The sequence below is a fragment of the Halosimplex halophilum genome, assembly GCF_004698125.1.
Classification (GTDB): Archaea; Halobacteriota; Halobacteria; order Halobacteriales; family Haloarculaceae; genus Halosimplex; species Halosimplex halophilum.
Map to the genome: position 1 here is coordinate 251,256 of NZ_ML214298.1, position 23,303 is coordinate 274,558.

General features: G+C 71.1%; 21 protein-coding genes. 10 read left to right on the forward strand and 11 right to left on the reverse strand.

The features are described 5' to 3' along the window. Positions 1-65: 65 nt before the first annotated feature. From E3328_RS12410 to E3328_RS12425, 4 genes are all read right to left on the reverse strand, one after another. Positions 66-2,012, reverse strand: coding sequence for an ATP-binding protein (locus tag E3328_RS12410; protein ID WP_135364957.1), 1,947 nt, complete (start codon positions 2,010-2,012; stop codon positions 66-68). After that, on the reverse strand, positions 2,009-3,070 hold the full coding sequence (locus E3328_RS12415; RefSeq protein ID WP_135364958.1) for a metallophosphoesterase family protein: 1,062 nt from the start codon (positions 3,068-3,070) through the stop codon (positions 2,009-2,011). The genes E3328_RS12410 and E3328_RS12415 overlap by 4 nt, the downstream gene beginning before the upstream one ends. 118 nt (positions 3,071-3,188) lie before the next feature. Next, positions 3,189-3,992, reverse strand: coding sequence for a TrmB family transcriptional regulator (locus tag E3328_RS12420; protein WP_135364959.1), 804 nt, complete (start codon positions 3,990-3,992; stop codon positions 3,189-3,191). Between the two features lie 93 nt (positions 3,993-4,085). Continuing rightward, a complete protein-coding gene (locus E3328_RS12425) occupies positions 4,086-5,714 on the reverse strand; it encodes a DUF255 domain-containing protein (protein ID WP_135364960.1) in 1,629 nt (542 codons plus the stop codon). Positions 5,715-6,387: 673 nt separating this feature from the next. On the opposite strand from E3328_RS12425, the gene E3328_RS12430 reads away from it, so the two are divergent. Next, the gene (locus E3328_RS12430; protein ID WP_135364961.1) at positions 6,388-6,567 is read left to right on the forward strand and encodes a hypothetical protein; all 180 of its coding nucleotides are present in this window, start codon (positions 6,388-6,390) and stop codon (positions 6,565-6,567) included. 61 nt (positions 6,568-6,628) lie between these two features. Beyond that, a complete protein-coding gene (locus E3328_RS12435; RefSeq protein WP_135364962.1) occupies positions 6,629-7,105 on the forward strand; it encodes a hypothetical protein in 477 nt (158 codons plus the stop codon). Here E3328_RS12435 and E3328_RS12440 read toward each other — a convergent pair. The 6 genes from E3328_RS12440 to E3328_RS22550 all read right to left on the reverse strand — a co-directional run bounded on the left by E3328_RS12440 (position 7,060) and on the right by E3328_RS22550 (position 14,078). Further along, complete coding sequence (locus E3328_RS12440) at positions 7,060-7,902, reverse strand: polyprenyl synthetase family protein (RefSeq protein WP_135364963.1); 843 nt, start codon at positions 7,900-7,902, stop codon at positions 7,060-7,062. The two genes, E3328_RS12435 and E3328_RS12440, sit on opposite strands and share 46 nt — an antisense overlap. Positions 7,903-8,016: 114 nt before the next feature. Beyond that, positions 8,017-9,423, reverse strand: a complete 1,407-nt coding sequence (locus E3328_RS12445) for a hypothetical protein (protein ID WP_135364964.1) — start codon at positions 9,421-9,423, stop codon at positions 8,017-8,019. 92 nt (positions 9,424-9,515) lie between these two features. Next, complete coding sequence (locus tag E3328_RS12450) at positions 9,516-10,706, reverse strand: mandelate racemase/muconate lactonizing enzyme family protein (RefSeq protein WP_135364965.1); 1,191 nt, start codon at positions 10,704-10,706, stop codon at positions 9,516-9,518. Between the two features lie 94 nt (positions 10,707-10,800). Then, the gene (locus E3328_RS12455) at positions 10,801-11,754 is read right to left on the reverse strand and encodes an electron transfer flavoprotein subunit alpha/FixB family protein (RefSeq protein WP_135364966.1); all 954 of its coding nucleotides are present in this window, start codon (positions 11,752-11,754) and stop codon (positions 10,801-10,803) included. Beyond that, positions 11,751-12,542, reverse strand: coding sequence for an electron transfer flavoprotein subunit beta/FixA family protein (locus E3328_RS12460; RefSeq protein ID WP_135364967.1), 792 nt, complete (start codon positions 12,540-12,542; stop codon positions 11,751-11,753). The genes E3328_RS12455 and E3328_RS12460 overlap by 4 nt, the downstream gene beginning before the upstream one ends. Positions 12,543-12,644: 102 nt before the next feature. Then, positions 12,645-14,078, reverse strand: a complete 1,434-nt coding sequence (locus E3328_RS22550) for a helix-turn-helix transcriptional regulator (RefSeq protein WP_246023006.1) — start codon at positions 14,076-14,078, stop codon at positions 12,645-12,647. A gap of 144 nt (positions 14,079-14,222) precedes the next feature. Here E3328_RS22550 and E3328_RS12470 point away from each other — a divergent pair, with 144 nt between their 5' ends. Further along, the gene (locus E3328_RS12470; RefSeq protein WP_135364968.1) at positions 14,223-15,509 is read left to right on the forward strand and encodes a DUF7096 domain-containing protein; all 1,287 of its coding nucleotides are present in this window, start codon (positions 14,223-14,225) and stop codon (positions 15,507-15,509) included. Positions 15,510-15,735: 226 nt separating this feature from the next. Here E3328_RS12470 and E3328_RS12475 read toward each other — a convergent pair whose 3' ends face one another. Further along, positions 15,736-16,353 carry a methyltransferase domain-containing protein gene (locus E3328_RS12475; RefSeq protein ID WP_135364969.1) on the reverse strand — a complete coding sequence of 206 codons (618 nt, stop codon included), beginning with the start codon at positions 16,351-16,353 and terminating at the stop codon, positions 15,736-15,738. 198 nt (positions 16,354-16,551) lie between these two features. Between E3328_RS12475 and ahaH the strand changes: the two genes are divergently transcribed. The 7 genes from ahaH to E3328_RS12510 all read left to right on the forward strand — a co-directional run bounded on the left by ahaH (position 16,552) and on the right by E3328_RS12510 (position 23,302). Further along, positions 16,552-16,884 (forward strand): ATP synthase archaeal subunit H, encoded by a 333-nt coding sequence (ahaH, locus tag E3328_RS12480; RefSeq protein ID WP_135364970.1) that lies wholly within the window; start codon positions 16,552-16,554, stop codon positions 16,882-16,884. Beyond that, positions 16,871-19,102, forward strand: coding sequence for a V-type ATP synthase subunit I (locus E3328_RS12485; RefSeq protein ID WP_135364971.1), 2,232 nt, complete (start codon positions 16,871-16,873; stop codon positions 19,100-19,102). Before ahaH ends, E3328_RS12485 begins: the two co-directional genes overlap by 14 nt. A gap of 180 nt (positions 19,103-19,282) precedes the next feature. Further along, entirely contained in the window at positions 19,283-19,537 is a 255-nt protein-coding gene (locus E3328_RS12490; RefSeq protein WP_135364972.1) for a hypothetical protein, read from the forward strand. Positions 19,538-19,565: 28 nt separating this feature from the next. After that, positions 19,566-20,147, forward strand: coding sequence for a V-type ATP synthase subunit E (locus E3328_RS12495; protein ID WP_135364973.1), 582 nt, complete (start codon positions 19,566-19,568; stop codon positions 20,145-20,147). Further along, a complete protein-coding gene (locus E3328_RS12500) occupies positions 20,144-21,202 on the forward strand; it encodes a V-type ATP synthase subunit C (protein WP_135364974.1) in 1,059 nt (352 codons plus the stop codon). The genes E3328_RS12495 and E3328_RS12500 overlap by 4 nt, the downstream gene beginning before the upstream one ends. Continuing rightward, positions 21,199-21,522: a V-type ATP synthase subunit F gene (locus E3328_RS12505; protein ID WP_135364975.1), complete on the forward strand. Its 324-nt coding sequence runs from the start codon at positions 21,199-21,201 to the stop codon at positions 21,520-21,522. The genes E3328_RS12500 and E3328_RS12505 overlap by 4 nt, the downstream gene beginning before the upstream one ends. 1 nt (position 21,523) lies before the next feature. Next, positions 21,524-23,302, forward strand: coding sequence for an ATP synthase subunit A (locus tag E3328_RS12510; RefSeq protein ID WP_135364976.1), 1,779 nt, complete (start codon positions 21,524-21,526; stop codon positions 23,300-23,302). Position 23,303: the final 1 nt, after the last annotated feature.

Here is a 23,303-nt window from a genome sequence, read left to right on the forward strand (position 1 = left end):
GGATCGGGGTACGGTTCTGACGCCCAAAGGCTCCCCGTTCGCTCCGTGGCCGGAACCCCGGTCGACTACAGCGGCGTCAGCTCGGTCACGTCCGCGCCCGCCGTCTCGGCCAGCGTGTCCCTCGCGTCGGGCTTGCAGGTCAGGTACACTACCTGCCAGCCGGCGTCGACGAGGTCACCGACCACCTCGGCCTGCCGGCGGAGCCGCTGAGGGTCGGCCGACAGGAACGCGTCGTCCATGAGGAAGAAGCCGTCGCGGCCCTCCATGAGCCGGCGGCCGAGCGCGACGCGGACGGCGAGATACAGCTGGTCGCGCGCCCCGCGGGAGAGCTCGTCGGGCGAGAGCCGCTCGCCGCTCTCCAGCTCGACGGCCAGCCGGGAGTCGTCGGTCAGCCCCACGTCGACGTAGCGGTCGGCGGTCACCCGCCGGAACACGTCGGCGGCCTCCCCGTCGGCGAACAGCGTCGTCATCTTCTCGTTCTCGGAGGCGGCCATCCGGTCGAGCACCGTGGCCGCGGCCCGCGAGGCGTCCGCGTCGGCCTCGATGGCGTCGACGACCGCCCGTAGCCGGTCGGCCAGATCGCCCAGCGCGCCGAGGTTGGTGACGGTGAGATCCAGCGGCTCGCCGGTGAACGCCTCGAAGCGGACGCCGGTGGCGCGCTCGCCGAACCGCTCCAGCTGCCGGCGGTGCTCGCGGAACCGCTCGCGCAGCTCTTGCTCGCGCTCGGCGGCGTCTTCGGCGCGTTCGCGGGCCGCTTCCAGCTTCTCCTCGGTGAACTCGCGGTCGGCGTCGAAGTCGATCTCGGCGCGCCGGGCGTCGAGGGCGTCCTCGGCCTCGGCGACGACCTCGCGGGGGTCGTCGGCGTCGATGTCGAGCCACTGCCGCAGGACCTCCGTGTTGCCCTGGATGACCTCCGCGTGGTTGTCGTGGTCCTCGCGGTAGTCGGCGATGGCCCCGCGGACCGCCGGCGGGTCGTAGGCGTCGATGCCGACCTCGGCGGCGCGCTCGACGATGGCCGCCCGCTCGCGGTCCAGCCGGGCGACGGCGTTGCTCGCCGACCGGTAGGCCGCGAGCCCGACGAGCGCGACGACGCCGAACGCCGCGGGCCCGGCGGCGACCAGCCGCGGCTCGCGGATCCCCAGCCCCAGCGGCACCGCCCCCGCGACGACGCCGGCGACCAGCGCCGCGAGCGTCGCCCGCCGGTACCAGCGCTTGCGCCGCTCCAGCTCGTCCTCGCTGCCGGTCGGCAGGTCGTCGAGCCGCTCCGCCAGTTCGTCGAGCTCGCGCTCGTCGGGCAGCTCGGCGCGCTCCTCGAGGCTGCGCTCCAGCGACCCCTTCGTCTTGACGAGCTGCTCGTAGTCCTCGCGGGCCTTCGCGGCCTCCAGCGCCGCGACCTCGGCCTCGGCCTCGCGGCGCTCGCGGGCGGCCTCGTAGCAGGCCACCTCGACTGCGTCCAGGTCCTCGGCCTCGGCGCGGTCGAGGTACGCCGCCACGTCGGCGAGCAGGTCGGCGGCCAGCTCGCGCTGTTCGGCGGCGTCGTCGTACTGGTCGGACAGCGCCCGGTCGTCGGGCGCCAGCCGGCCGCGCTCGAGGACGCGCTCGCGGACCGTCTCGATGTCGCCGGTCCAGATGCCGACGACGCGGTCGGTCACCCGGCGGTAGAACGCCCGCTCGTCGAGCACGCGGAGGTCGCCGTCGCGGACGACGAACACGTTGCGGAACTCCGCCGGCGTGGGCTCGAAGTTGTACCGCTCGGCGTAGCGGTCGAGCAGCGTCTCGTCGTCGGCGAGCTCGAACCGCTCGCCCTCGCCGTCGAGGGCGACGTACCCCTCCGGGCGCTCGTCGACCCGCGGGTCGGCGACCCGGCGGTCGCCCGTCAGCGACCGCAACAGCGCCTCCACCAGCAGGGTCTTGCCCGACTCGTTGGGGCCGTAGACGACCTGCGCGTCGTCGAGCCGGAGCGTCTCCCGGAGCGGCCCGTACCGGTCGACGTGGACCTCGCGCAGCTTCACGCGTGTGTCACCTCGCCGGCCGCGAGCAGCTCCGCGAGCGTCTCCACGAGTCGCTCCTCGACCGGTTCCTCGCCGTCGACCCCGTCGAACTCGTCGAGGTCCAGGTCGTCGAGCCGGTCGGCGAAGTCGGCGTAGATGGGGTGGTCGAGGACCGCCGCGACGCCCCGCGTCTCGTTGACCACCGTCGCCGGGCCGGCGGCGGCGTGCAGCCGCTCGTCGAACGTCGACTCGTCGAGTTCGGTGAAGCCGTCGACCCGGACTTCGAGCGAGCTGCGGTCGGTCTCCTGGCCGTCGACCCACCCCTCGACGCGCTCGATGACGTCGTAGCCGTCGCCGGGGGCGACGGTCGCCGAGAGCCGGTCGCGGTAGAAGGTGTCGAGCGCGACCGGCTGGACGTTGGCGTCGTCCGTGTCGACGACGACGGCGTGGCGCCGGCCGGTCTCGGCCCACGAGTGCGAGACCGGCGAACCCGGGTAGATGAACAGGCCGCCGTTGGGGAGTTTCCGCTGGTAGAGCTCGGCGTGGACGTGCCCCCCGAGGACGAACTCGTAGCCGAGTTCGCCCAGCGTCTCGGTCTGGACGGGGCAGTGAGCCGGTTCGGCCTCGTCGCCGGTCGCGCCCGTCCCGAACCCGGCGTCGAGCGTGCAGTGCAGGCAGAGGACCGCCTCCTCGCTCGCGCGCTCGCGCAGGTCGAAGAACAGCTCCTCGCCCAGCCGCTCGCGGGCGGGGACGCCGACGACCTCGCCGTCGCCGACGGTCGCGGCCTCGACGGGGTCGGTCGCGAGCGCCCGGAAGTCCGGGCCGAACTCGACGTTGCCGCCGAAGACCGCGGCGTCGTGGTTGCCGGGGACCGCCAGCACGTCGAAGTCGTTGTCGGCGAACCGCTCGCGCAGCTCGGGGCGGTGGTCGTCGGCGTCGCCGGCCGACTCGAAGCAGTCGCCGCCGACGGTCAGGGCGTCGACGTCCTCGCGTTCCGCCGCGGCCAGGAGGGCGTCGAGCGCGGCCAGCGACCGCTCGCCGCGCCCGAGGTGGAGATCCGCAGTGTGCAGTAGCCGCATGTGTCCCGTCCGCGGAGCCGAGCGACTTAAGCATTGGTTGCGATCCCGACAGGTGGTGGGCGCCGCCGGGCGCCGCTCGCCGGCGACGGGACCGCAGCGAGCGGCAGGTCCGCGCGTCTCAGAGGCGCAACTCGCGGGCCTCCTCCCAGCGGGGGCCGAACTCGGCGGCGATGTCGGCCGCGAACTCGGGGTCCTTGAGGTCGATGACCGCGAGCGTCTCGTCCTCGGTGAGCGGGTGGGGGACCTCGATGCAGACCTCGGTGTCGTCGACGATCTCGAAGGTGCCGGTGACGTTCGCGCTCGTCCGCGTCTCGAAGTTCGCGTGGGGCTGGAGCGCCTCGCGGTAGCGCTCGCCGACCGCCTCGGGGAGCGCGTCGACCATCTCCGGGGTCAGCAGGACCGACACCGACACCCCCCGCTCGAGGGCGTCCTCCAGCGCGGCGGTGACGCGGGCGGCCACGTCGTCGATGTCGAACTGCTGGACCGGGGCGGAGGCGACGACGACGATCCGCTCGTCGGCCGCCGTCAGCCGCTCGACCAGGAGATCCAGCGCCTCCGCGGCGCCGACGCTGGCCGTCCAGAACGGCTCCTCGACCGGTTCGGCCCCGTCGAGTTCGTCGGTCAGGTCGTCGACGATGTCCTCGTACTGCTCGGCCTGCCGTTCGAGCTCCCGTTTCTTGCTGTCGAGCAGCCGGTCCAGCGCCGTGTCGGACTCGACGGCGACGTACTTCTTCGGCCGGCTCGCCGTCTGGCTGCGCGCCAGGCTCTGTGTCTCCAGGCTGTTGAGCACGTCGTAGATCCGCCCCATCGGTACGTCGCTCGCCCGCGAGAGCTCCTTCGCCGTCGTGGGCCCCGACTCCAGCAGGGCGCGGTAGGCCCGCGCCTCGTACTCCGAGAGGCCCAGGTCTCTCAGACTCGCCATTATCCCCGTCTCGCGCCGCCCAAACAAAAAACAACGGGTGAGTTTCCGCCGAGGCATCGCCGCCGCCCGTCTCCCCCTGCTCTACCGCCCGCGTCAGCCCGTCAGGACGCTTTCGAGTTCCTCGGGGCTGTTCGCCCGGTCCTCGACGTCGCCGTCGGCGAGGACGACCGCCGCGCCGTCGTCGGCGCGGTCGTCGGCGGGCGCGACGACGGTCTCGTGGTCGGCCAGCCGCAGCGCCGCGCGGTGGAGGTCGCTCCCGGCGTCGGCCCCGACGGCGACCACCCGCGGGTCGCGCAGGCGGGCCACGGCCGATGCGTAGGTCGCCACCTCGACGCCCATCCGGTCGGTCGCGTCGGCGAACGCCGACAGCGCGTCCTCGGCCGCGGCCCGGTAGCGGTCGTCGTCGGTCAGCAGCCACGTCTCGACCAGCGCGTCGGCCACGTCGACGTTCGTGTCCAGCGGGTACAGCGGCCGGTCGAGCAGGCCCGCGCCCGCCGTCGGCCCGTCGCGGAACGCGCCCGATTCGCCCTGCAGTTCCTCGACGGCGTAGTCGGCGACCGCCTCCATCGGGCCGGGCTCGCCCAGCACCGACGCGCTCGTCGTCAGCCCCGAGAGGACCCGCGCCTGGGAGGCCAGCAGGCCCGTCTCGCCGACCTCCCCCGTCTCCGGGTCGCCGAAGTGGACGACGGCGCCGTCCTCGCCGACGAGTTCGGCGAGGACGTGGTCGCGGGCGCGCTCGGCGTAGCGGCGGGCGCGCTCGTCGTCGGTGTAGGCGGCGAAGGTCAGCAGGCCGTCGACGGCGACGCCGTTGTGGCCGGCGAAGACCGTCCCGTCGACCGGCGGCGCCGCGGCGTCCTCGCGCTCGGTGGCCTCCCGCCGGTAGTAGGCGTCGTCGCCGCCCTGGCTCGCCGCGAAGGCGTCGCCGGTCCACAGGTCGGTCGTCAGGTACTCCACGGTGTCCTCGGCGGTCTGCCGGTAGGCCTCCTCGCCGGTGTAGCGGTAGCCGTGGGCGAACGCCCGGAGGAGGGCGGCGTTCTCGTCGACGAGCTTCTCCCGCTGGGGCGACCCCCAGTTTCGGTCGTGGGCGAACCGGAAGAAGCCGCCGTCGTAGGTGTCCGCGAGCCGGGTGCGGACCGCTTCGAGCGTCCGGGTCGCCTGGTCGCGGGCCCGCACCAGCGCGAACTCGATGGTCCGCGGGAGCGGGAATTTGACATCGGTCCCCCACCCGCCGTACTCCTCGTCGTAGGCCGCCAGCAGCTGCTCGACCATGTGCTCCTCGACCCGCGCGGAGAGTTCGCCGCCCGGCGGTTCGGCGTCGCCCAGTTGCCGGGGGATCGACCCCGCCTCGGCGCCCTTGCCGTCCCAGGTGCGCCGGACGGCGTCTAAGATCTCGCGGAACCCGTCGATGCCGAGGAAGGTCGCGCCCGTGATGACCTCGCCGTCGGGCGTCGTGAAGACGGTGGAGGGGAACCCGCCCATGTTGTAGCGGTCGCGGACGCGCGGTCGGCGGTCGACGTTGACCCGCACCGGAACGAACCCGTCGTTGACGTTCGCGGCGATGCGGGGCTCCGAGTAGGTCGTCTCGTCCATCTCCCGGCAGTCCTCGCTCCAGGGCGCCCACAGCGACAACAGGACCGGCTTGCCCGCCCGCTCGGCGGTCGCGAAGGCCTCCTCGCCCCACTCGCGCCACTCGACTTTCGTCGCGTCCGCTGAATCGTCCATACCCCGGATTGGAACTCGCCCCGGTAAGGCTCACTGATCGGACTCCGGCGACAGACGAAGTGGCGCGCGCTGTCGCGCGCTCTCGTGTGCGCGACGGAACTGCGCGAGGTCTCCGCGAGCCTGCGAGCGAAGGCCCGTCAGAGCGTGCTCTAACGGCGGATGAGCACCGCACGCCGCAGGCGCGCGGAGCGCAAGAGGCTGGAGAGGTGTGAGGCTGTCCGCGATGCTGTGCGGGGCGGGGTGGTCGCGGTGCTGTGCGGTCGCGGTCCCTGGTGGACTGAAAGGGCGAGGCGCGCTCGCGTGCAGTTCAGTCGCCTGAGCGGGCGACTATCCGCGCGGGCGGTGCCGAGAGCGCGGATATCCTGCTCAGCGACCGCGAGCGCGCCGAGGGCTTTCAACGCTTCCCGTTTCCTGCGGTTGCAGTCACTGCTAGCGAGCGCGCCGAGGGCTTTCAACGCTTCCCGTTTCCTGCGGTTGCAGTCACTGCTAGCGAGCGCGCCGAGGGCTTTCAACGCTTCCCGTTTCCTGCGGTTGCAGTCACTGCTAGCGAGCGCGCCGAGGGCTTTCAGCGCCTGCTGTCTCCTGCTGTCGAAACACCAGCTAGCGAGCGGGAGGGAGGGTGAGAGTGCGCCACGAGGCTTATCCCGGTCGGCCACCTCGTTAGAACAGACCGATGGGCATCTTCAACAGGCTCGGCCGGGAGGTCGAGGAGTTCAAACAGAGCGCCAAGCAGGCGGCCGAGGAGCGCCACGACTACCGATGCGAGGCCTGCGACGCGCGCTTCTCCACCGAGTACGAGGAGTGTCCCGACTGCGGCGCCGAGGCGGTCGTGGCAGCGACGGACGACGAGTAGCCGCGGCGCCGTTCCTGTCGCTGGAGGTGATTTTATCAGGCCGCCGCGAGACGCGTCGAGCGTGCCAGCGACGGTGTCGCCCTCGGCCGTGGATCCGCGCCGGTGGTCCCCGCCAGCGGTCGCGCTGGCCGCGGGGCTCGGGCTGGTGGTGGGGTTCGGCTGGCGGACGCTGATATACAACGACACGAACCTGCAGGTCGCGATCCAGGTCAGCCCGTTCGTCACCTGGGGGCTGCGCCTCGGGTCGGTCGCGGTCGCGCTCGCTTGGCTGGTCGCGCCGCCGCGGGTCCGCGGTCCGGTCGCACTCGCGGGCGGCCTCGCCGGCGTCACGTGGCTGGTACCTGCCGTCCTGCTCGGGTTCGGCGCGCCGACCACCGCCGGCTACCTCACGGTGCTCGGAGCGGTCCTGGTCCTCGTCGCCGGGGGCCTCGAAACGGCTCGTCGGTTCGCTGCCGCTCGCGGGCGACTGAGAACGGAGATCGAGAAAGCCGGTTATCGCTCCCGAACCACGACGAACTCCGCCAGATCGCGGAGGTAGTCCATCGCCTTCGAGTCCGCGGCGTCGACGGCGGCGAGCGCGTCCAGCGCCACCTGCGATTGCTCGTGGGCCCTATCGTTCGCTTCCTCGGGGGTCAGGTCCGCGACCTGCACGAGCGACGGCCGCTCCATGGCGGCGTCGTGGCCGGTGGGCTTGCCCAGGTCCTCGGCGTCGGCGGTGGCGTCCAGCACGTCGTCGCGCATCTGGAAGGCGACGCCGACGCGCTCGGCGTACTTGCCGAAGTTCTCGACGGTGTAGGCGTCGGCCTCGGCGGCGATGGCACCCAGCTCCGCGGCGGCGCGGAACAGCGCGCCGGTCTTCCGACGGGCGAGTTCCATGTACTCCTGCTCGCTGGTCGGCCGGGCGACGAGCTCGGTCGCCTCGCCCTCGCCGAGTTCGACCATCGACTCGGAGACGGCCTGCATGGCGCGCTCGTTCGCCGAGAAGAGGGCGAAGGCCTCGCCGAGCAGCCCGTCGCTGGCGATGATGGCGGGCCCGTGGCCGAACTCCGCCCACGCCGAGGGCGTCCCGCGGCGCAGTTCCGACCGGTCGATGATGTCGTCGACGACCAGCGACGCGCTGTGGACGAGTTCGATGCCGACCGCGAACTCGACGGCGGTGTCGACGTCGCCGCCCAGCGCCTCGCAGACCAGCACCGTCACCGTCGGCCGCACCCGCTTGCCCCCCGACAGCACCACGTGGCGAACCTCGTCGCCGAGTTCGTCGGGCTCGACGCCGTCGAGGACCGCCTCCAGCCGCTCCTCGACGCGCTCCCGACGAGACTCCAGGTACTCCATCGCCCCACGCTTAGGAACAGCCCCGCAAGTAGCTGACGAAACCGCCGCTGTGCGCCCGGTGGGCCGACCCGGGCTCCCCGTCCGGGCTACGACTCGGCAGTCCTCCCGTCCGGGCTACGACTCGGCGGCGGCCCCGCCGGGGGCGCCGGCCGCTCCGGACCCGGCCGCTCGCCTCCCGGAACTCTGTGCGGTCAGGGCGACGAGCGGTCCCGCAGCGATCGCACCCGCGACGGCGGCGAAGCCCATGACGAAGAGCACGAGGCCGAACGGGGTCGACGCGAAGGGGACGTAGGCGGCCCCCGCCACGAACCAGCCGGTCAGCGCCGCGGCGGCGCCGAACAGCACCGGGCGGAGCCGGCCGCCGGCGCGGTACGCCGCGAGCGCGCGCCCGACGAGCAGCCCCCCGGCGAGGGGGAGGTGATAGACCGCCAGTTCGACCGCCGGTTCGAACACGACTGGGTCGCCCAGCAGTGCCTCCAGCGCGGCGTACGCGCCGCCGACGGCGACCAGCGAGGCGGCCCCGAGGGCGGTCGCACCGCGGGCCGTCCGGAGCAGTCGCGGCGCGAGCGTCCCGGCTCCGCCGGCGACGAGATACACGACCGCGATACCGACCAGCCACTCTCCGGGGGACACCACGGGGACGGCCACGGCCGCGAGTCCGCCGAGCGCGGCGACCTGCTTCGGATGCACGCCCCGTCCCGACGACAGCAGGCCGTCGATCCCCGCGACGACGACGAACAGCACCCCCGCGAAGACGAACGCGGTCGGCACGACGAAACTGCCGAGGTTGCCGAGCCAGATCGGCGCGGTCGTCAGCGCCGTCGCGCCGGCCACGCGCCAGCCGGCGGTCTCCGAGTCGCCGTAGACGACGTAGAGGTCCTCGTAGAACACCGGTCCGTGTTCCTGGTCGAGCGACCCGTGCCAGGTGACGCGCCCGCCGTCGACGGTCGGCGTCGCCTCGGGCGGCGCGTATTCCGAGTCGATCGCTGCGGCGGGGTCGTTCAGGACCGTCGTGCCCGGCGGTCCGACCAGCGTGAACTCGTCGACGTCGAGGATCCACCCGCCCTGAACCCCGTCCGAGTGGAAGTAGTCGACGACGAGCGTTCCCAGTTGGCGCGTGCCCGCGTCGGGGTCGGTGAACCGGACGGTGACCGACCGGCCCTCGACCGCGACGGACTCGACGGTCAGCGCCCCCTCCTCGTAGACGTGGGGCAGGCCGCGACCCTCCCGGACGGCCGCGCGAGCGACCGACTCGGCGGCGTTCGGTTCGGCGAGCGCGTCGGCGTCCGCCCCGTCGAGCCGGTTGGTCACCGTCCACGTCGCCGACCCGTTCGCGTGGACCCGGACCGTCGCCGTGCTGTTGGCCACGGTCACGTCGTAGCCGCGGTCGTCGGCCGCGTCCGCGAAGCTCGCCCCGCAGGCCCGACAGACCGGGTCCGGCTGGGGGCTGGCGACCGCCCCCGCGGCGGTCACGGCCGCCAGTACCACGAGCAGGCCGACGGCGACGAGACGCCGGGACATGTCGACCCGGTGGCCCACCGCCGGTAAGTGTCTTCTGTGAATCACGCGCTGGACCGCGCGGCCGCCGACGCGCTCGCCGCTCCGGCCGCCGGTCAGGCCTCGTCGAACACCGTCTCGCCGTCGAGCGCGTACTCGGCGACGGTGTCCAGATCGAGGGTCACGCCGAGGCCGGGCTCGTCGGGCAGTTCGATCCGGCCCTCGTGGAGGATGTCCTCCTCGACCACGTCCGCCCACCAGTCCACGTCGCGGGCGTGGTACTCCAGCGCCAGGAAGTTCGAGGCCGAGGCGCCGACGTGGGCGCTTGCCATCGTCCCGACCGGCGAGGCGACGTTGTGCAGCGCCAGCGGGATGTGGTAGGCCTTGGCCATGTTCGCCATCTTCTTCACCTCGTGCATCCCGCCGTTTTTCGGTACGTCCGGGTGGAACACGTCGACGCCCTGGTCCTCTATCAGCCGCCGGGCGCCCTCGACGCGGTAGACGTTCTCGCCGGCGGCGATCGTCACCGCCGACTCGTCGGCGGCCTTGATCTGCATGTCGTCGTTCTCCGGCGGGACGGTGTCCTCCAGCCACCACACGTCCGTCGGGTCGAGCTGGTCGGCCAGCCGGCGGACGGTGTCGGTCGTCCAGCTCCAGTGGCAGTCGAAGGCCACGTCCGCGCGGTCACCGACCCGGTCGGTCACCGTGTCGACGATCTCCGCGCGGTACTCGATGGCCCGCCCGTTGAGGTGCTTGTTCCGCGGGTCCTGGACGTGGGCGTCTGGGCTGTCGAGGTCGAACTTGACGGCGTCCCACCCCTCGTCGAGGACCTCCTCGGCCGCGTCGGCGTAGGCCTCCGGCCGGTAGGCCGACTCGTCGCCGCCCTCCATCGCGTCGTGGAGGTGCTCGCCGGCGTGCACGTCGCAGTACACTCGCACCTCGTCGCGGTGTTTCCCGCCGAGCAACTGGTAGGCCGGCACGTCCAGCAGTTTCCCCGCCAGGTCGTGCAGCGCGATGTCGATACCCGACAGCGCCGTGACGCCGACGCCGTTCATCCCGCCGAGATACGAGGTCCGCTCGTACAGCTCGGTCAGCCGCGCGTCGATGTCGACCGGGCTCTTCCCGACGAGGAACTCCGTCGCGAAGTCGATGTAGGCGTCGGCCGCCGGCCCCAGCACGGCCTCGCCGGTGCCCGTCACCCCCGCGTCGGTGTACACCCGGACCAGCGTCCACTCGAACGTGGTCCCGATCTTCGTCGTCTGTACGTCCGTGATCGATACGTCCCGTGCGTCCTCGGGGACAGGCATGTCACCTCATCGCGAACCTCGGTATAAAACGGTCCGCATAGCGGAAGGACCGGCCGTGGCTCGACGCGGTGGACGGGTCCGCAACCGCAGGCCGCTACCCGCCGAACTCCTCGGTCAGCGCCGGCACCACGTCGAACAGGTCGTCGACGATCCCGTAGTCGGCGATGTCGAAGATGGGCGCGTTGGGGTCCTTGTTGATCGCGATGATCGTGTCGGCGCCCTTCATCCCCGCTACGTGCTGGACCGCGCCGGAGATCCCGACGGCGATGTACACGTCCGGCGTCACCACCTTCCCGCTCTGGCCGACCTGGCGATTCTTCGGGAGCCAGCCGTTGTCGACGACGGGCCGGGAGGCAGAGACGGTGGCGTCCAGCGCCTCCGCGAGGTCGAAGATGATGTCGAGGTTGTCCTCCTCCTCGATGCCCCGGCCGACCGAGACGAGCACGTCGGCCTCGGCGATGTCCACGTCACCGCCCGCGGCCTCCTCGAAGCCCGTCACGGTCGAGCGGACGGCCGACTCGTCGATAGTCACGTCGAACGGCTCGACGGCCGCGTCGCCGCCCTTCGGCGCGGCGGGCCACTCGGCGGGCCGGAGCGTCACGGCCGCGCGGTCGGCGTCGACCTCGACGGTCGTCTCGACCTTCGAGCCGTACATCTCGCGGGTGACGACCAGGTTCCCGTCGACCGCCAGGTCGACGGCGTCGGTCACCAGCGGCAGGCCCAGCCGCTCGGCGACCGCCGGCGCGTAGTCCAGCCCGTTGACGGTGTGAGGCAGGAGGAGGTAGTCCGGGTCGAGTTCGGCCGCCAGCTGCTCGACGGCCTGGACGGACACGTCGTGGTTGAACTCCTCGCCGCGGTCGACGGTGTGGACCCGATCGACGCCCTCGCGGACGAGTTCCTCGCCGAACGACTCCACGTCGCCGCCCACGACCGCGAGGTGGAGCTCCGAGTCGGTCGCCTCGGCCACCTCGCGGCCGGCGCCCGCGAGTTCGTGACTCACGTCGCGCAGTTCGCCGCGGCGGTGCTCGGCGACGGCCAGCACCGTCATTGGCCCACCCCCTGCTCGCGGAGGATCGCGGCGAGTTCACCCGCCGCCTCGTCGGGGCCGCCCTCGAAGACGGTCGCCTCGCCCTCGCTCTCCGGTTCGTAGGTGGCCGTCCGCCGCAGCGGCGTCTCCAGCGCCGTCTCGTCGAGCCCCAGGTCCGCGAGGCCCTTCACGTCCAGCGGCTTGTTCTGGGCCTGGCGGATGCCCCGCAGGCTGGCGTAGCGGGGCTCGTTGATCCCCGTCTGGATGGTCAGCACGGCGGGCAGCTCCACGTCGGTCAGCTCCTCGACGCCGCCCTCCAGCTCCCGGTGGACCGAGGCGACGCCGCCCTCGGTGTCGAGGTCGAGCTGGTTGACCACGGCGGCCCACTCGTCGCCGAGCTTCTCGGCGAGCGTGACGCCCGTGGCGGCGAAGCTGTCGTCGCCGCTCTGGACGCCCGACAGTATCAGGTCGGGGTCCTCCTCGCGGGCGACGGCCGCCAGCAGGTCGGCCTTCGTCTCGGCGTCGAGCAGGTCCCGCCCGGCGATCGCGTCGTCCCAGACCCGGACGGCCCGGTCGGCGCCCTTCGCCAGCGCCTTCCGGATGGCCTCCTCCGAGCGCTCGGGGCCGACGGTGACGGTGACGACCTCCACGTCGTCGCTCGCCTCGGCGATCTGGACCGCCTCCTCGACGGCGTAGTCGTCCCACTCGTTGAGCTCGTAGGTGAGGTACCGCTCGTCCACGTCGAGCCCGTCGATCTCGAACTCGTCGTCGACGACCGCCACGTCCGTAACTGTGACGAGGACTTTCATACCCCGACGATTGGCCCGGTCGGCGGTTAAACGTTTCCGAGGGGCGGGCCGTTGTTCGGCGTTTTCGCCGCGAAACGCGCCCCTACCGGGAGAACGGTCGCCCTACTCGGAGTCGAGGTCGGTCACGTCCTCGTCGGGGAACGAGATGAGGTTCTCCCGGCCGATCCGGAGCTTGTCGATCCGGCCCTCCTCGTCCATCGCGGAGAGCAGCTGCGACACCTTCGCGTTCGACCAGCCCGTCTCCTGGACGATGGCCGCCTGCTTCATCCGCCCGCCGTTCTCCTCGATCAGCCGCTCGACGCGCTCCTCGTCGCTGAGCAGCTCCTCGTCGATCCCATCGTCCTCGTCGTCGGCCCCGTCGTCCGTCTCCGTGTCGGTGTCGGCGTCGTCGCCAGCGGCCGCTCCGCTCGCTCCCGCGGCGGCGCCGGCTCCGGCTCCAGCCCCGGCGTCCCCGGCCGCTCCGTCGGCGGCCGAACCGGCCGCCGCGGACGACGTACCGTCGGCGGATCCGCCGCCGCTCGCCCCGCCGGCGCTCGCGTCCGCCGTGGCGCCGTCGGCGGTCGCCGCGCCCGCGTCGGGTCCGTCGCCCGTGCCGATGAGGCCGCCGAGGCCGTCGTCGTCCTCGCGGCGCATGTACGCGACGAGGATGGCGGCGCTCGCGCCGCCGACCACGACGACGGCCACGAACGGCAGCGCGCCCGGGAGGACGCCGTCGCCGTCGCCGTCACCGCCGGGGCTGACTCCCCCGGTTCCGGTGCCCGTTCCGGGGCCGCCAGGCGTCCCGGTCGCCGTGCCCGTCGGCGGCCGACCGTCCGTCGGCGTCGCCGTCGGGGCGTCGCCGGAGTAGACGATCCACGGGCCGCGGTCGCCGAAGTCCTGGGGCCCCTCCCACCTGGCGACCCCGGCCGAGAGGTCCGACGCCGCGGCCGGCCCGCTGGTCGGCGCGCTGCTGACGCCGTACCCGCTCGGCGGGACGACGACCAGCGTCTCGCTCGGCGTCAGCGAGGGGAGCCACACGCCCGAGGAGGTGTTGAACGCGTCGTCGACGGCGAGGCGGTCGCCGCTCGTCGCCCCGAAGTTCGTCCACGTGAACGTGACCCAGACGGCGCCGGTCCCGTTGTGCAGCGCGTGGTGGCGCTCGACGTTCCTGACGGTCATCTCCCGGCCGGTCACCCGGCTGGCGTTGGACGCCCCCTCTACGAACGTGTCGAGGGCGAGCGGGTCCTCGCTCTCGTTGAACGCGTCGACGAAATCGCGGAAGGCGGCCCGCTCGTCGGCGGTATCGATCGAGTCCGAGACGACGGTCTTCACCCGCCAGCGGGCGTCGCCGTCGGCGGCCACCTCGACCCGCATCTCGATGTCCCCCTCGTCGAGCGACCCCTCGTGGGGGGCGACGCTCGCGCCGACCGCCCCGGGGTGGTCGGCGGGACTCGCGGCTGTCCCGCCTCCGGACACCGCGGCCGGGACGAGCCCGAGGGCCCCGATGGGGAGGAGCAGGAGGGCAGTGACGACGACGGCGAACGACCGCGGGGACATACTCGACCCATTTCGGGCGGAGCGGAAAACGCTTTTCATTAAAACGTCTCCGTTGCTTTTGAAACGTCTACGGACCTCTCCGCGTCTCGCGGCGGTATCGGGAGTAGATGGGTTTTTGTAACCGGGGACGAAAGAGGACAGGCGATGCCTTCGAACCGCCCGTTCCTCCTCGCGGTCCTCGCCCTGCTCGTCGCGGCACCGGCGACACAGGCGGTCGCCGCCGGGTCGCTCGCCGTCGGCCCGGACGCCGCCGAGCGCGCGCCCGAACTGTCCGGTGGGTCACCGACCGGCGTCTCCGTCGGGACCGACGCCACGACCACCTTCGCCCCGGGGACGAACACGTCGGGTTACCTCGGGCTCAGCGACGAGGCCGTCGAGGGCGCCGACCACGAGCGGGCCGGGCTGAACGTCGGCGGGGCCCTCCAGCGCGACGTGGCCGCCCTCCGCGGCGAGTACGCGTCGCACACGTTCGAACAGCGGTACGGGAACACGACCGGCGAGCGCGCCCGGCGGGCGCTGCTCCACGAGGAGATCGCCCGCCTCGGCGAGCGCGTCCAGGAACTGGAGCTCCGGCGCAACCGACTCATCGACGAATACAACGGCGGGGAGATCGGGACCCGCGAGTTCCTGCGGGAGCTGGCGGCGCTCGACGCGAGCGCCCGCGCCGTCGGCGACCGGTTCGTCCGGATCCGGAGCGCCGCGGGGCTGGAGCTGCCCTCGGACCTGGACACGCGGATGAACAACCTCGAGGGGGACCTGCTCACGCTGTACGGGCCCGTCCGCGCCCAGCTGGGCGACGCCATGGCCGGCGAGCGCGCGCCCGTGCCCGTCTACACCGTCACGTCGGGGACGGGGATCGTCCTCTCGTCGCTCGACGGGTCGCAGTTCCACCGCGAGGCGTACCTCGGCCAGAACCGCGAACAGGTCGGGCCCAACCAGTTCGTCACCGAGGAGTCGCCCAACGGCGTCGGCACCGCCGTCCGGCGGATGACCGAGCTGTACCCGTGGGCCAGCGCCAACGCCCGCTCGGGACCGGACGTCCAGGGGATCGGCAACACATCCATCTACTACGTGGAACTGCGCCACCCCCACGGCTCGCTCGGCACGTACCTCGACGGCCGCTCGGAGTCGTCGTTCCGCGAGTTCCAGACCAAGTCACTGGAGGACGTTCCCCGGACCGCGACGACCAACACCAGCGAGGGCGTCGAACTGACGGTCAACCGCACGCACGCGACCGGCCCGATGCAGATCCTCGTCAGGGACGAACTGACCGGCGACCCACTCGCCGCCAACGTCACGGTCAACGGCCACCGGGTCGGCTCGACCGGCTCCGACGGCGAACTCTGGACGCTCACCCCGAAACAGGCCGTCCGCATCGAGGTCACGACCGCCGGCGGTCGCACCGTCGACGAACGGTTCTTCGCCCGCTAGACCGGGCCGGCCTCTCTACCCGCTCGCTGCGGTCGCGAGCCGACTACTCCGAACTTCGGCGACGGTGGTGATCGCCACCTCGGGGCTGTAGGAGGGACCTGCATCCACCTTTTTCCGCTCGGGTGTCCTCGGTCACTCCGCGCACGGCTTCGCCGTCCGCGTCGATCCCTGCGGGTACCGCTCGCGCAAAAACGTGGGTGAAAAAGCGCTCGCTCCGCTCGCGGAGCTACTCGGGGACCTCGGCGACGGTGGTGATCGCCACCTCGGGGCTGTAGGAGGGCCCCATCGTCACGTGGCGGAACTCCTCGAAGCCGGCCTCGTGGAACATCCGGTCGGCCTCCTCGGCGCCGTAGAACAGCATGAACGCGTCGGCGAGCTTCTGGAAGACGGTGTTGGAGGGGTAGTTCGGGCCGACGATGAGCACCTGCCCGCCGGGCTTCGCGATGCGGCGACACTCCGCCAGCGCGGCGACGGGGTCGGGCCAGTACTCGATCGAGCCCGACGACCACACCACGTCGAAGGTGTCGTCCTTGAACGGCAGGCGCTCGGCGTCGCCGCGGTAGAAGCTGACGGGGTCGTGCTTGCCGAGCTTCGCCCAGGCCTTCTCCATCTGGTGGACGCTCTGGTCTAAGCCGTGGACGTTGTCCGTGTGTTCGAGGATGCCCTCGGTGGCGAAGCCGGTGCCACAGCCCACGTCGAGGACGCGGTCGTCGGAAGCGATGTCCACGAGATCCAGCGCCTCCGTCCGCATCTCCTCGGTCCAGATGAACGGGTTGACCTGGTCGTACACCTTCGAGAGGTACTTGTAGAAGATCCGGGCGCGCGTCTTGTCCTGGACGGCCATTGGCGGTGGTTGGGGCCAGATCGGCATAGTTCCCCCGTTTTCCGACGCCTCGCGGCGCCGGGACGGCGCGCGCGGTCGGGTCGCCGGCGCTGTCGACCGCCGTCGCGCGCCCGCGAGGACCACGTTCCGGCGGCGCTCGACCGGGGCCACTTCGCAACTACCAAATAGGCCCTGAACGGATCTCCCCACGATTAGCAAATGCCAAGGCCAGAGGTTCTCGACCGAGTCAAAGACGCCGAACAGGAGGCGGACGAGATCGTCGCCGAGGCCGAGGAGGACGCCGAGGAGACGGTCGCGGAGGCCCGCGAGGAGGCCGACGAGATCCGCGAGCGGGCCCGCGAAGAGGCCGAAGCCGAGGCCGACGAGCGGCTCGAAGACGCGCGCGAGGAGATCGAGGCCGAGCGCGAACGCATCCTCGAAGAGGGTGCCGAGGAGCGTGAGGCCCTCGAGGCGCGCGCCGAGGAACGCAAGGAGGAGGTCGTCGAGTACGTGGTGACACAGTTCGAGGAGGCGGTGCATGCTCAGACCTAAGCGGATGAGCAAGGTGTCCGTGACCGGGGCGCGCTCGGTCATGGGCGACGTCGTCGAGGCGACCCACGACCTCAACGTCCTCCACCTCAGCGAGTACGAGGGCCACTGGGACGGCTTCGAGAACGGCGACCCGATGGAGGGCGGCGACGAGGCCTCCGAGAAGCTCGTCACCGTCCGGTCGCTGCAGTCGATCCTCGGCGTCGAGGACGACGACGCCGGCCCCAGCCGGATCCTGAAGGACGAACAGCTCGAGAGCGAACTCGAGGAGGTCCGGACGGAGGTCAACGAGCTCGACGACCGCCGCTCGGAGATCGAGAACGACCTCCGCGACGTGCGCGAGCGCATCGACGCGATGGAGCCGTTCGCGGCGCTCGGCATCGACCTCGACCTGCTGTACGGGTACGACTCGCTGGCCGTCCAGGTCGGCGAGGGCGACGCCGAGTCCGTCGAGCGGGCGCTCGACGATCTGGACGCCGCTTCGGAGGTCTTCGCCGGGGACGGCGTCGTCGCCGCGTTCGCCCGCACGGACGAGGACACGCTCCAGAGCGCGCTGGTCGAGGCGGACGTCTCCGCGCTGGAGGTGCCCGACGGCGAGGGCGACCCCGAGGAGTACCTCGACGAGCTGCGCCACGAGGAGCAGAAGCTCGAGTCCCAGCTCTCGACGGTCGAGGGCCAGCTCGAGGACCTGCGCTACGACGTGGCGGGGTTCCTGCTGGCCGCCGAGGAGAAACTCGCCGTCGAGGCCCAGAAGGCCGAGGCGCCACTCTCCTTTGCGACGACGGACAACGCCTTCGTCGCGGAGGGGTGGCTCCCGACCGAGCGGGTCGAGGAGTTCGAGCGGACCGTCAACGAGGCGGTCGACGGGCACGTCCACGTCGAGGAGCTCGAAGTGGCCGCCTACGACCGTCACGGCCACGGCCACACCGACCACTCGGCGCCCGAGACCGAGCAGGCCGGCGCCGTCGACGCCGAACCGCCGGGCGAGGCGCTGGACGACGACGAGGACTCGGAGGCGGACGCCGAACCCCAGCAGGCGCGTGCCGACGGTGGCACCGTGACGATGGGAAGCGACGACGAGCCGCCGTCAGTCCAGGACAACCCCTCGACGATCCGGCCGTTCGAGCTGTTGACGCGGGCGGTCGGCCGACCGAACTACTCGGAGTTCGACCCGACCTTCCTCCTGTTCCTGACGTTCCCGCTGATGTTCGGGTTCATCATCGGCGACTTCGGCTACGGCGCCATCTACACCGCGATCGGTTACTACATCTACGCGAACTTCGATTCGGACGCCTTCGAGAGTCTCGGTATCATCACCGTCGCCGCCGGGCTGTCGACGGCGGCGTTCGGTATCCTCTACGGCGAGATATTCGGGCTGCACGTGCTCGGCGAGAAGCTGTGGATCGACCTCGTCGGCATGAGCCACCCGCCCATCGAGAAGGGGCTGTCGCCGGCCACCGGCTACTGGGCCCGCGCGTGGTTCGTCGTGACGGTGCTGTTCGGTATCCTGCACCTGAACACGGCGTACGTGCTCAACTTCATCGAGAACTACACGCTCCACGGCGTCAAGGAGGCCGTCTTCGAGAGCGGCTCGTGGATCCTCGCGCTGAACGGCCTCTGGCTGTTCATCTTCAGCCGCGCGTTCGACGGCGCCAAGCCCGACTTCCTCTTCGAGGTGTTCGGTAGCGGCGACAACGCCGCGTTCCACCTCGGGTTCACCGGGTTCCCGGCCGAAGTCGGGATGGTCGGGGGCGGGATGGTGCTCGCGGGGATGGCGCTGCTGGCGCTCGGGCCGGCGGCCCACGAGCTCATCGAGATCCACGTCGTGCTGGCCCACGCGCTGTCGTACCTGCGGATCGCCGCGGTGTTGCTCGCCAAGGCGGGGATGGCCTTCGCGGTCAACCTCCTCTTTTTCGGCGCCTACAACGACCACGGCACGTTCCACTACATGACGGCTCACGGGCCCGAGTACGTCGTCGAGAACTACGGCGAGGGCGCGATCATCTTCAACGGGATGTTCCACGGGAGCCCGGCGATGCTGGTGTTCGGCGTGCTCGTGTTGATCCTCGGGCACCTTGTCGTGCTCATCCTCGGCGTGACCTCCTCGGGCATCCAGTCGATCCGTCTGGAGTACTTCGAGTTCTTCGAGAAGTTCTACGACGGCAACGGCGAGACGTACTCGCCGTTCGGTCGCGAGCGGGTCTACACCCGCGACCAGTAGGCCGCGGCCGTTCGCCTTTCTGCCGTGTGGTTTCCCGTCCCGGTAGCCGCTCGTCCGGCGGCGCGAGAGGCGAAAGATGTGCGGACTGGGCGCATCTGCCGTCGGATTTGAGAACCTTTATGACCTGCATAGAGCAAACGTCTCCCTGTACGGAAACCAACCCCGGAACTCACCACAACAATGATCGACAACATTCCACAGCTGGCGGAAGTCGCACTGCAGCAGGGCGGTCCCGCACTCAACAACCAGGGCGCAGCGGCGATCGCGGTCGGTCTCGGGGCGCTCGCGACGGGCTACGCGCAGCGCGGTATCGGGTCGGCGGCCGTCGGCGCCGTCGCGGAGGACGACGACATGTTCGTCCCGGCGCTGATCTTCACAGCGCTCCCGGAGACGCTCATCATTATCGCGTTCGTCACCATCTTCATCGCGCAGTAACCGCACCGAGAACCCCCTTTCACTACACATGAGCCTCGATACAGTCGTAGAGGACATTCGAGACGAGGCCCGCGCACGTGCGGAGGAGATTCGGGCCGACGCCGAGGCACAGGCGACGGAGATCATCGACGAGGCCGAAGCCGACGCCGAGGCCATCCGCGAGGAGCGCGCCGAGGAGGTCGAGGCCACGATCGAGCAGGAGCGCGAGCAGATGCTGTCGAGCGCGAACCTCGAGGCCAAACAGGAGCGGCTCGGCGCCCGCCGGGACGTGCTCGAGGAGGTCCGCCGAGCCGTCGAGGACGAACTGGCCGCCCTCGAGGGCGACCGCCGCGAGGAGCTGACGCGGGACCTGCTGGACGCCGCCAGCGAGGAGTTCGACGACGCCGACGACGTGCGGGTGTACGGTCGGGCCGACGACGAGGACCTGCTGACCGACCTCGCCGAGGAGTACGGCTACGAGTACGGCGGCGAGCGCGAGTGCCTCGGCGGCGTCGTCGTCGAGAGCGAGTCCTCGCGGGTCCGGGTCAACAACACGTTCGACTCGCTGCTGGAGGAGGTCTGGGAGGACAACCTCCGGGAGATAAGCGCCCGCCTGTTCGAAGACCAATGAGCGCGCCCGACTACGAGACCAGCAACTACGAGTACGTCAACGCCCGGGTGCGGTCCCGCCGGGCGTCGCTGTTCGACGACGACGACTACCGGAAACTGGTCCGGATGGGGCCCGGCGAGATCGCCCGCTTCATGGAGGAGTCGGAGTACGAGACGGAGATGAACCGCCTCGGGGCCCGCCACGACGGGGTCGACCTCATCGAGTACGCGCTGAACCAGAACCTCGCCAAGCACTTCGAGGACCTGCTCCGGTGGTCGGAGGGGCGACTGTACGACTACGTCGTCCGCTACCTCCGGAAGTTCGACGCGTGGAACGTCAAGACGGTGCTGCGGGGCGTCTACTCGGGCGCCGACGCGGCCGACGTCGAGGACGACCTCATCCGCGCGGGCGAGTTCTCCGAGGCCCTGCTCGGGCGGCTGGTCGAGGCCGAGTCCGTCGAGGACGTCGTCGCCGCCCTGGAGGGGACCATCTTCGAGGAGCCCCTCGAGGCGGCCATGGAGGACTACGAGTCGACCGGGCTGCTCGTCCCGCTGGAGAACGCGGTCGACCGGACGTTCTACGAGACGCTCATCGAGGGGCTGCCCGAGAACCCCGACCGGCCGACGGGGCTGTACGTGCAGTTCCTGCGGGCGGAGATCGACTTCCGGAACGTCCGGAACGTGCTGCGGCTCGCGCGGACGGACACGGACATGGACCCGGCGGAGTACTTCATCGAGGGCGGACGGCTGTTCGACGCCGAGGAGCTGCGCCAGCTGGTCGACGACGAGGCGGCGCTGGTCGAGCGGATCCGCGACAGCACCTACGGCGACGACCTGGACGAGGCGCTGCGGGTGCTCGAGGAGGCCGACAGCCTCATCGAGTTCGACCACGCGCTGGACGCGGCGCTGCTGGCGTACGCCGACACGCTTTCCAACCGCTATCCCCTATCCGTGTGCCCGGTGCTGTCGTACGTGCTCGCCAAGGAGCGGGAGGTCAACAACATCCGCGCGGTCGCGCGCGGTCGCGAGGCGGGCCTCCCGCCGGAACAGATCCGGGACGAACTGGTGGTACGATGAGCCAGGAGATCGCCGTCGTCGGCAGTCCGGACTTCACGACCGGCTTCCGGCTGGCCGGGGTGCGGGAGTTCGCGGACGTGCCCGACGACGAGAAGGACGAACAGCTCGACGACGCGGTCCGGGAGATGCTCGAGGACGACAACGTCGGCATCCTCGTGATGCACGACGAGGACCTCGACCACCTCTCCCGGGGCGTCCGTTCGGACGTCGAAACGAGCGTGGAGCCGGTGCTGGTCACCCTCGGTGGCGACGCCGGCTCCAGCGGACTGCGCGAGCAGATCAAACGCGCCATCGGCATCGACCTGATGGAGGAAGACTAACATGAGCCAAGCAACAGACACGACCGTTCGCGAGGACGGCGTCATCGAGAGCGTGTCGGGCCCGGTCGTCACGGCCAGGGACCTCGACGCGAAGATGAACGACGTCGTCTACGTCGGCGAAGAGGGACTGATGGGCGAGGTCATCGAGATCGAGGGCGACATCACCACGATCCAGGTCTACGAGGAGACCTCCGCGGTCGCCCCGGGCGAACCCGTCGAGGGGACCGGGGCGCCGCTGTCGGTCGACCTCGGCCCGGGCATGCTGGACTCCATCTACGACGGCGTCCAGCGCCCGCTGGACGTGCTGGAGGAGAAGATGGGGTCGGCGTTCCTCGACCGCGGCGTCGACGCCCCCGGTATCGACCTGGAGAAGACCTGGGAGTTCACCCCCGAGGTCGAGGAAGGCGACGAGGTCGGCCGCGGCGACATCGTCGGCAGCGTCCCCGAGACGCCCAGCATCGACCACAAGGTGATGGTCCCGCCGGGCGCCCTCGACGAGGGCGAGACCGCCGAGATCGTCTCGATCGAGTCGGGCAACTTCACCGTCGAGGACACCGTCGCCGAGCTCGACGACGGCACCGAGATCCAGATGCGCCAGGAGTGGCCGGTCCGCGAGCCGCGCCCGACCGAGGACAAGCAGACACCGACCGAGCCGCTCACGTCGGGCCAGCGCATCCTCGACGGCCTGTTCCCCCTGGCGAAGGGCGGGACCGCGGCCATTCCGGGTCCGTTCGGGTCCGGCAAGACCGTCACCCAGCAGAGCCTCGCCAAGTTCGCCGACGCCGACATCGTCGTCTACATCGGCTGCGGCGAGCGGGGCAACGAGATGACGGAGGTCATCGACGACTTCCCGGAGCTGCCCGACCCCCAGACCGGCAACGCGCTGATGGCCCGGACCTGCCTCATCGCCAACACCTCGAACATGCCCGTCGCCGCCCGGGAGTCCTGCGTCTACACCGGGATCACCATCGCGGAGCACTACCGCGACATGGGCTACGACGTGGCGCTGATGGCCGACTCCACCTCGCGGTGGGCCGAGGCCATGCGGGAGATCTCCTCGCGGCTGGAGGAGATGCCCGGCGAGGAGGGCTACCCGGCGTACCTGGCCGCCCGCCTCTCGGAGTTCTACGAGCGGGCCGGCTACTTCGACAACATCAACGGCACCGAGGGCTCCATCTCCGCCATCGGCGCGGTCTCGCCGCCCGGCGGTGACTTCTCCGAGCCCGTGACCCAGAACACGCTGCGCATCGTCAAGACGTTCTGGGCGCTGGACTCGGACCTCGCCGAGCGCCGGCACTTCCCGGCGATCAACTGGAACGAGTCCTATTCGCTGTACCGCGACCAGCTCGACGAGTGGTTCGAGAACAACGTCGCCGAGGACTGGCCCGAGCAGCGCCAGTGGGCCATCGACGTCCTCGACGAGGACGACGAACTGCAGGAGGTCGTCCAGCTCGTCGGCAAGGACGCCCTGCCGGAGGACCAGCAGCTGACTCTGGAGGTCGCCCGCTACATCAAGGAGGCGTGGCTCCAGCAGAACGCCCTGCACGACGTCGACCGCTACTGCCCGCCGGAGAAGACCTACCGGATCCTCGGCGCGATCCGGACGTTCAACGACGAGGCGTTCGACGCGCTCGACGCGGGCGTCCCGATCGACGAGATCACGGACATCGACGCCGTCCCGCGGCTCAACCGCATCGGCACGACGCCCGACGACGAGGTCGACGAGTTCGTCGACGACCTCGAGGACGACATGACCGAACAACTGCGCTCCCTGTACTAAC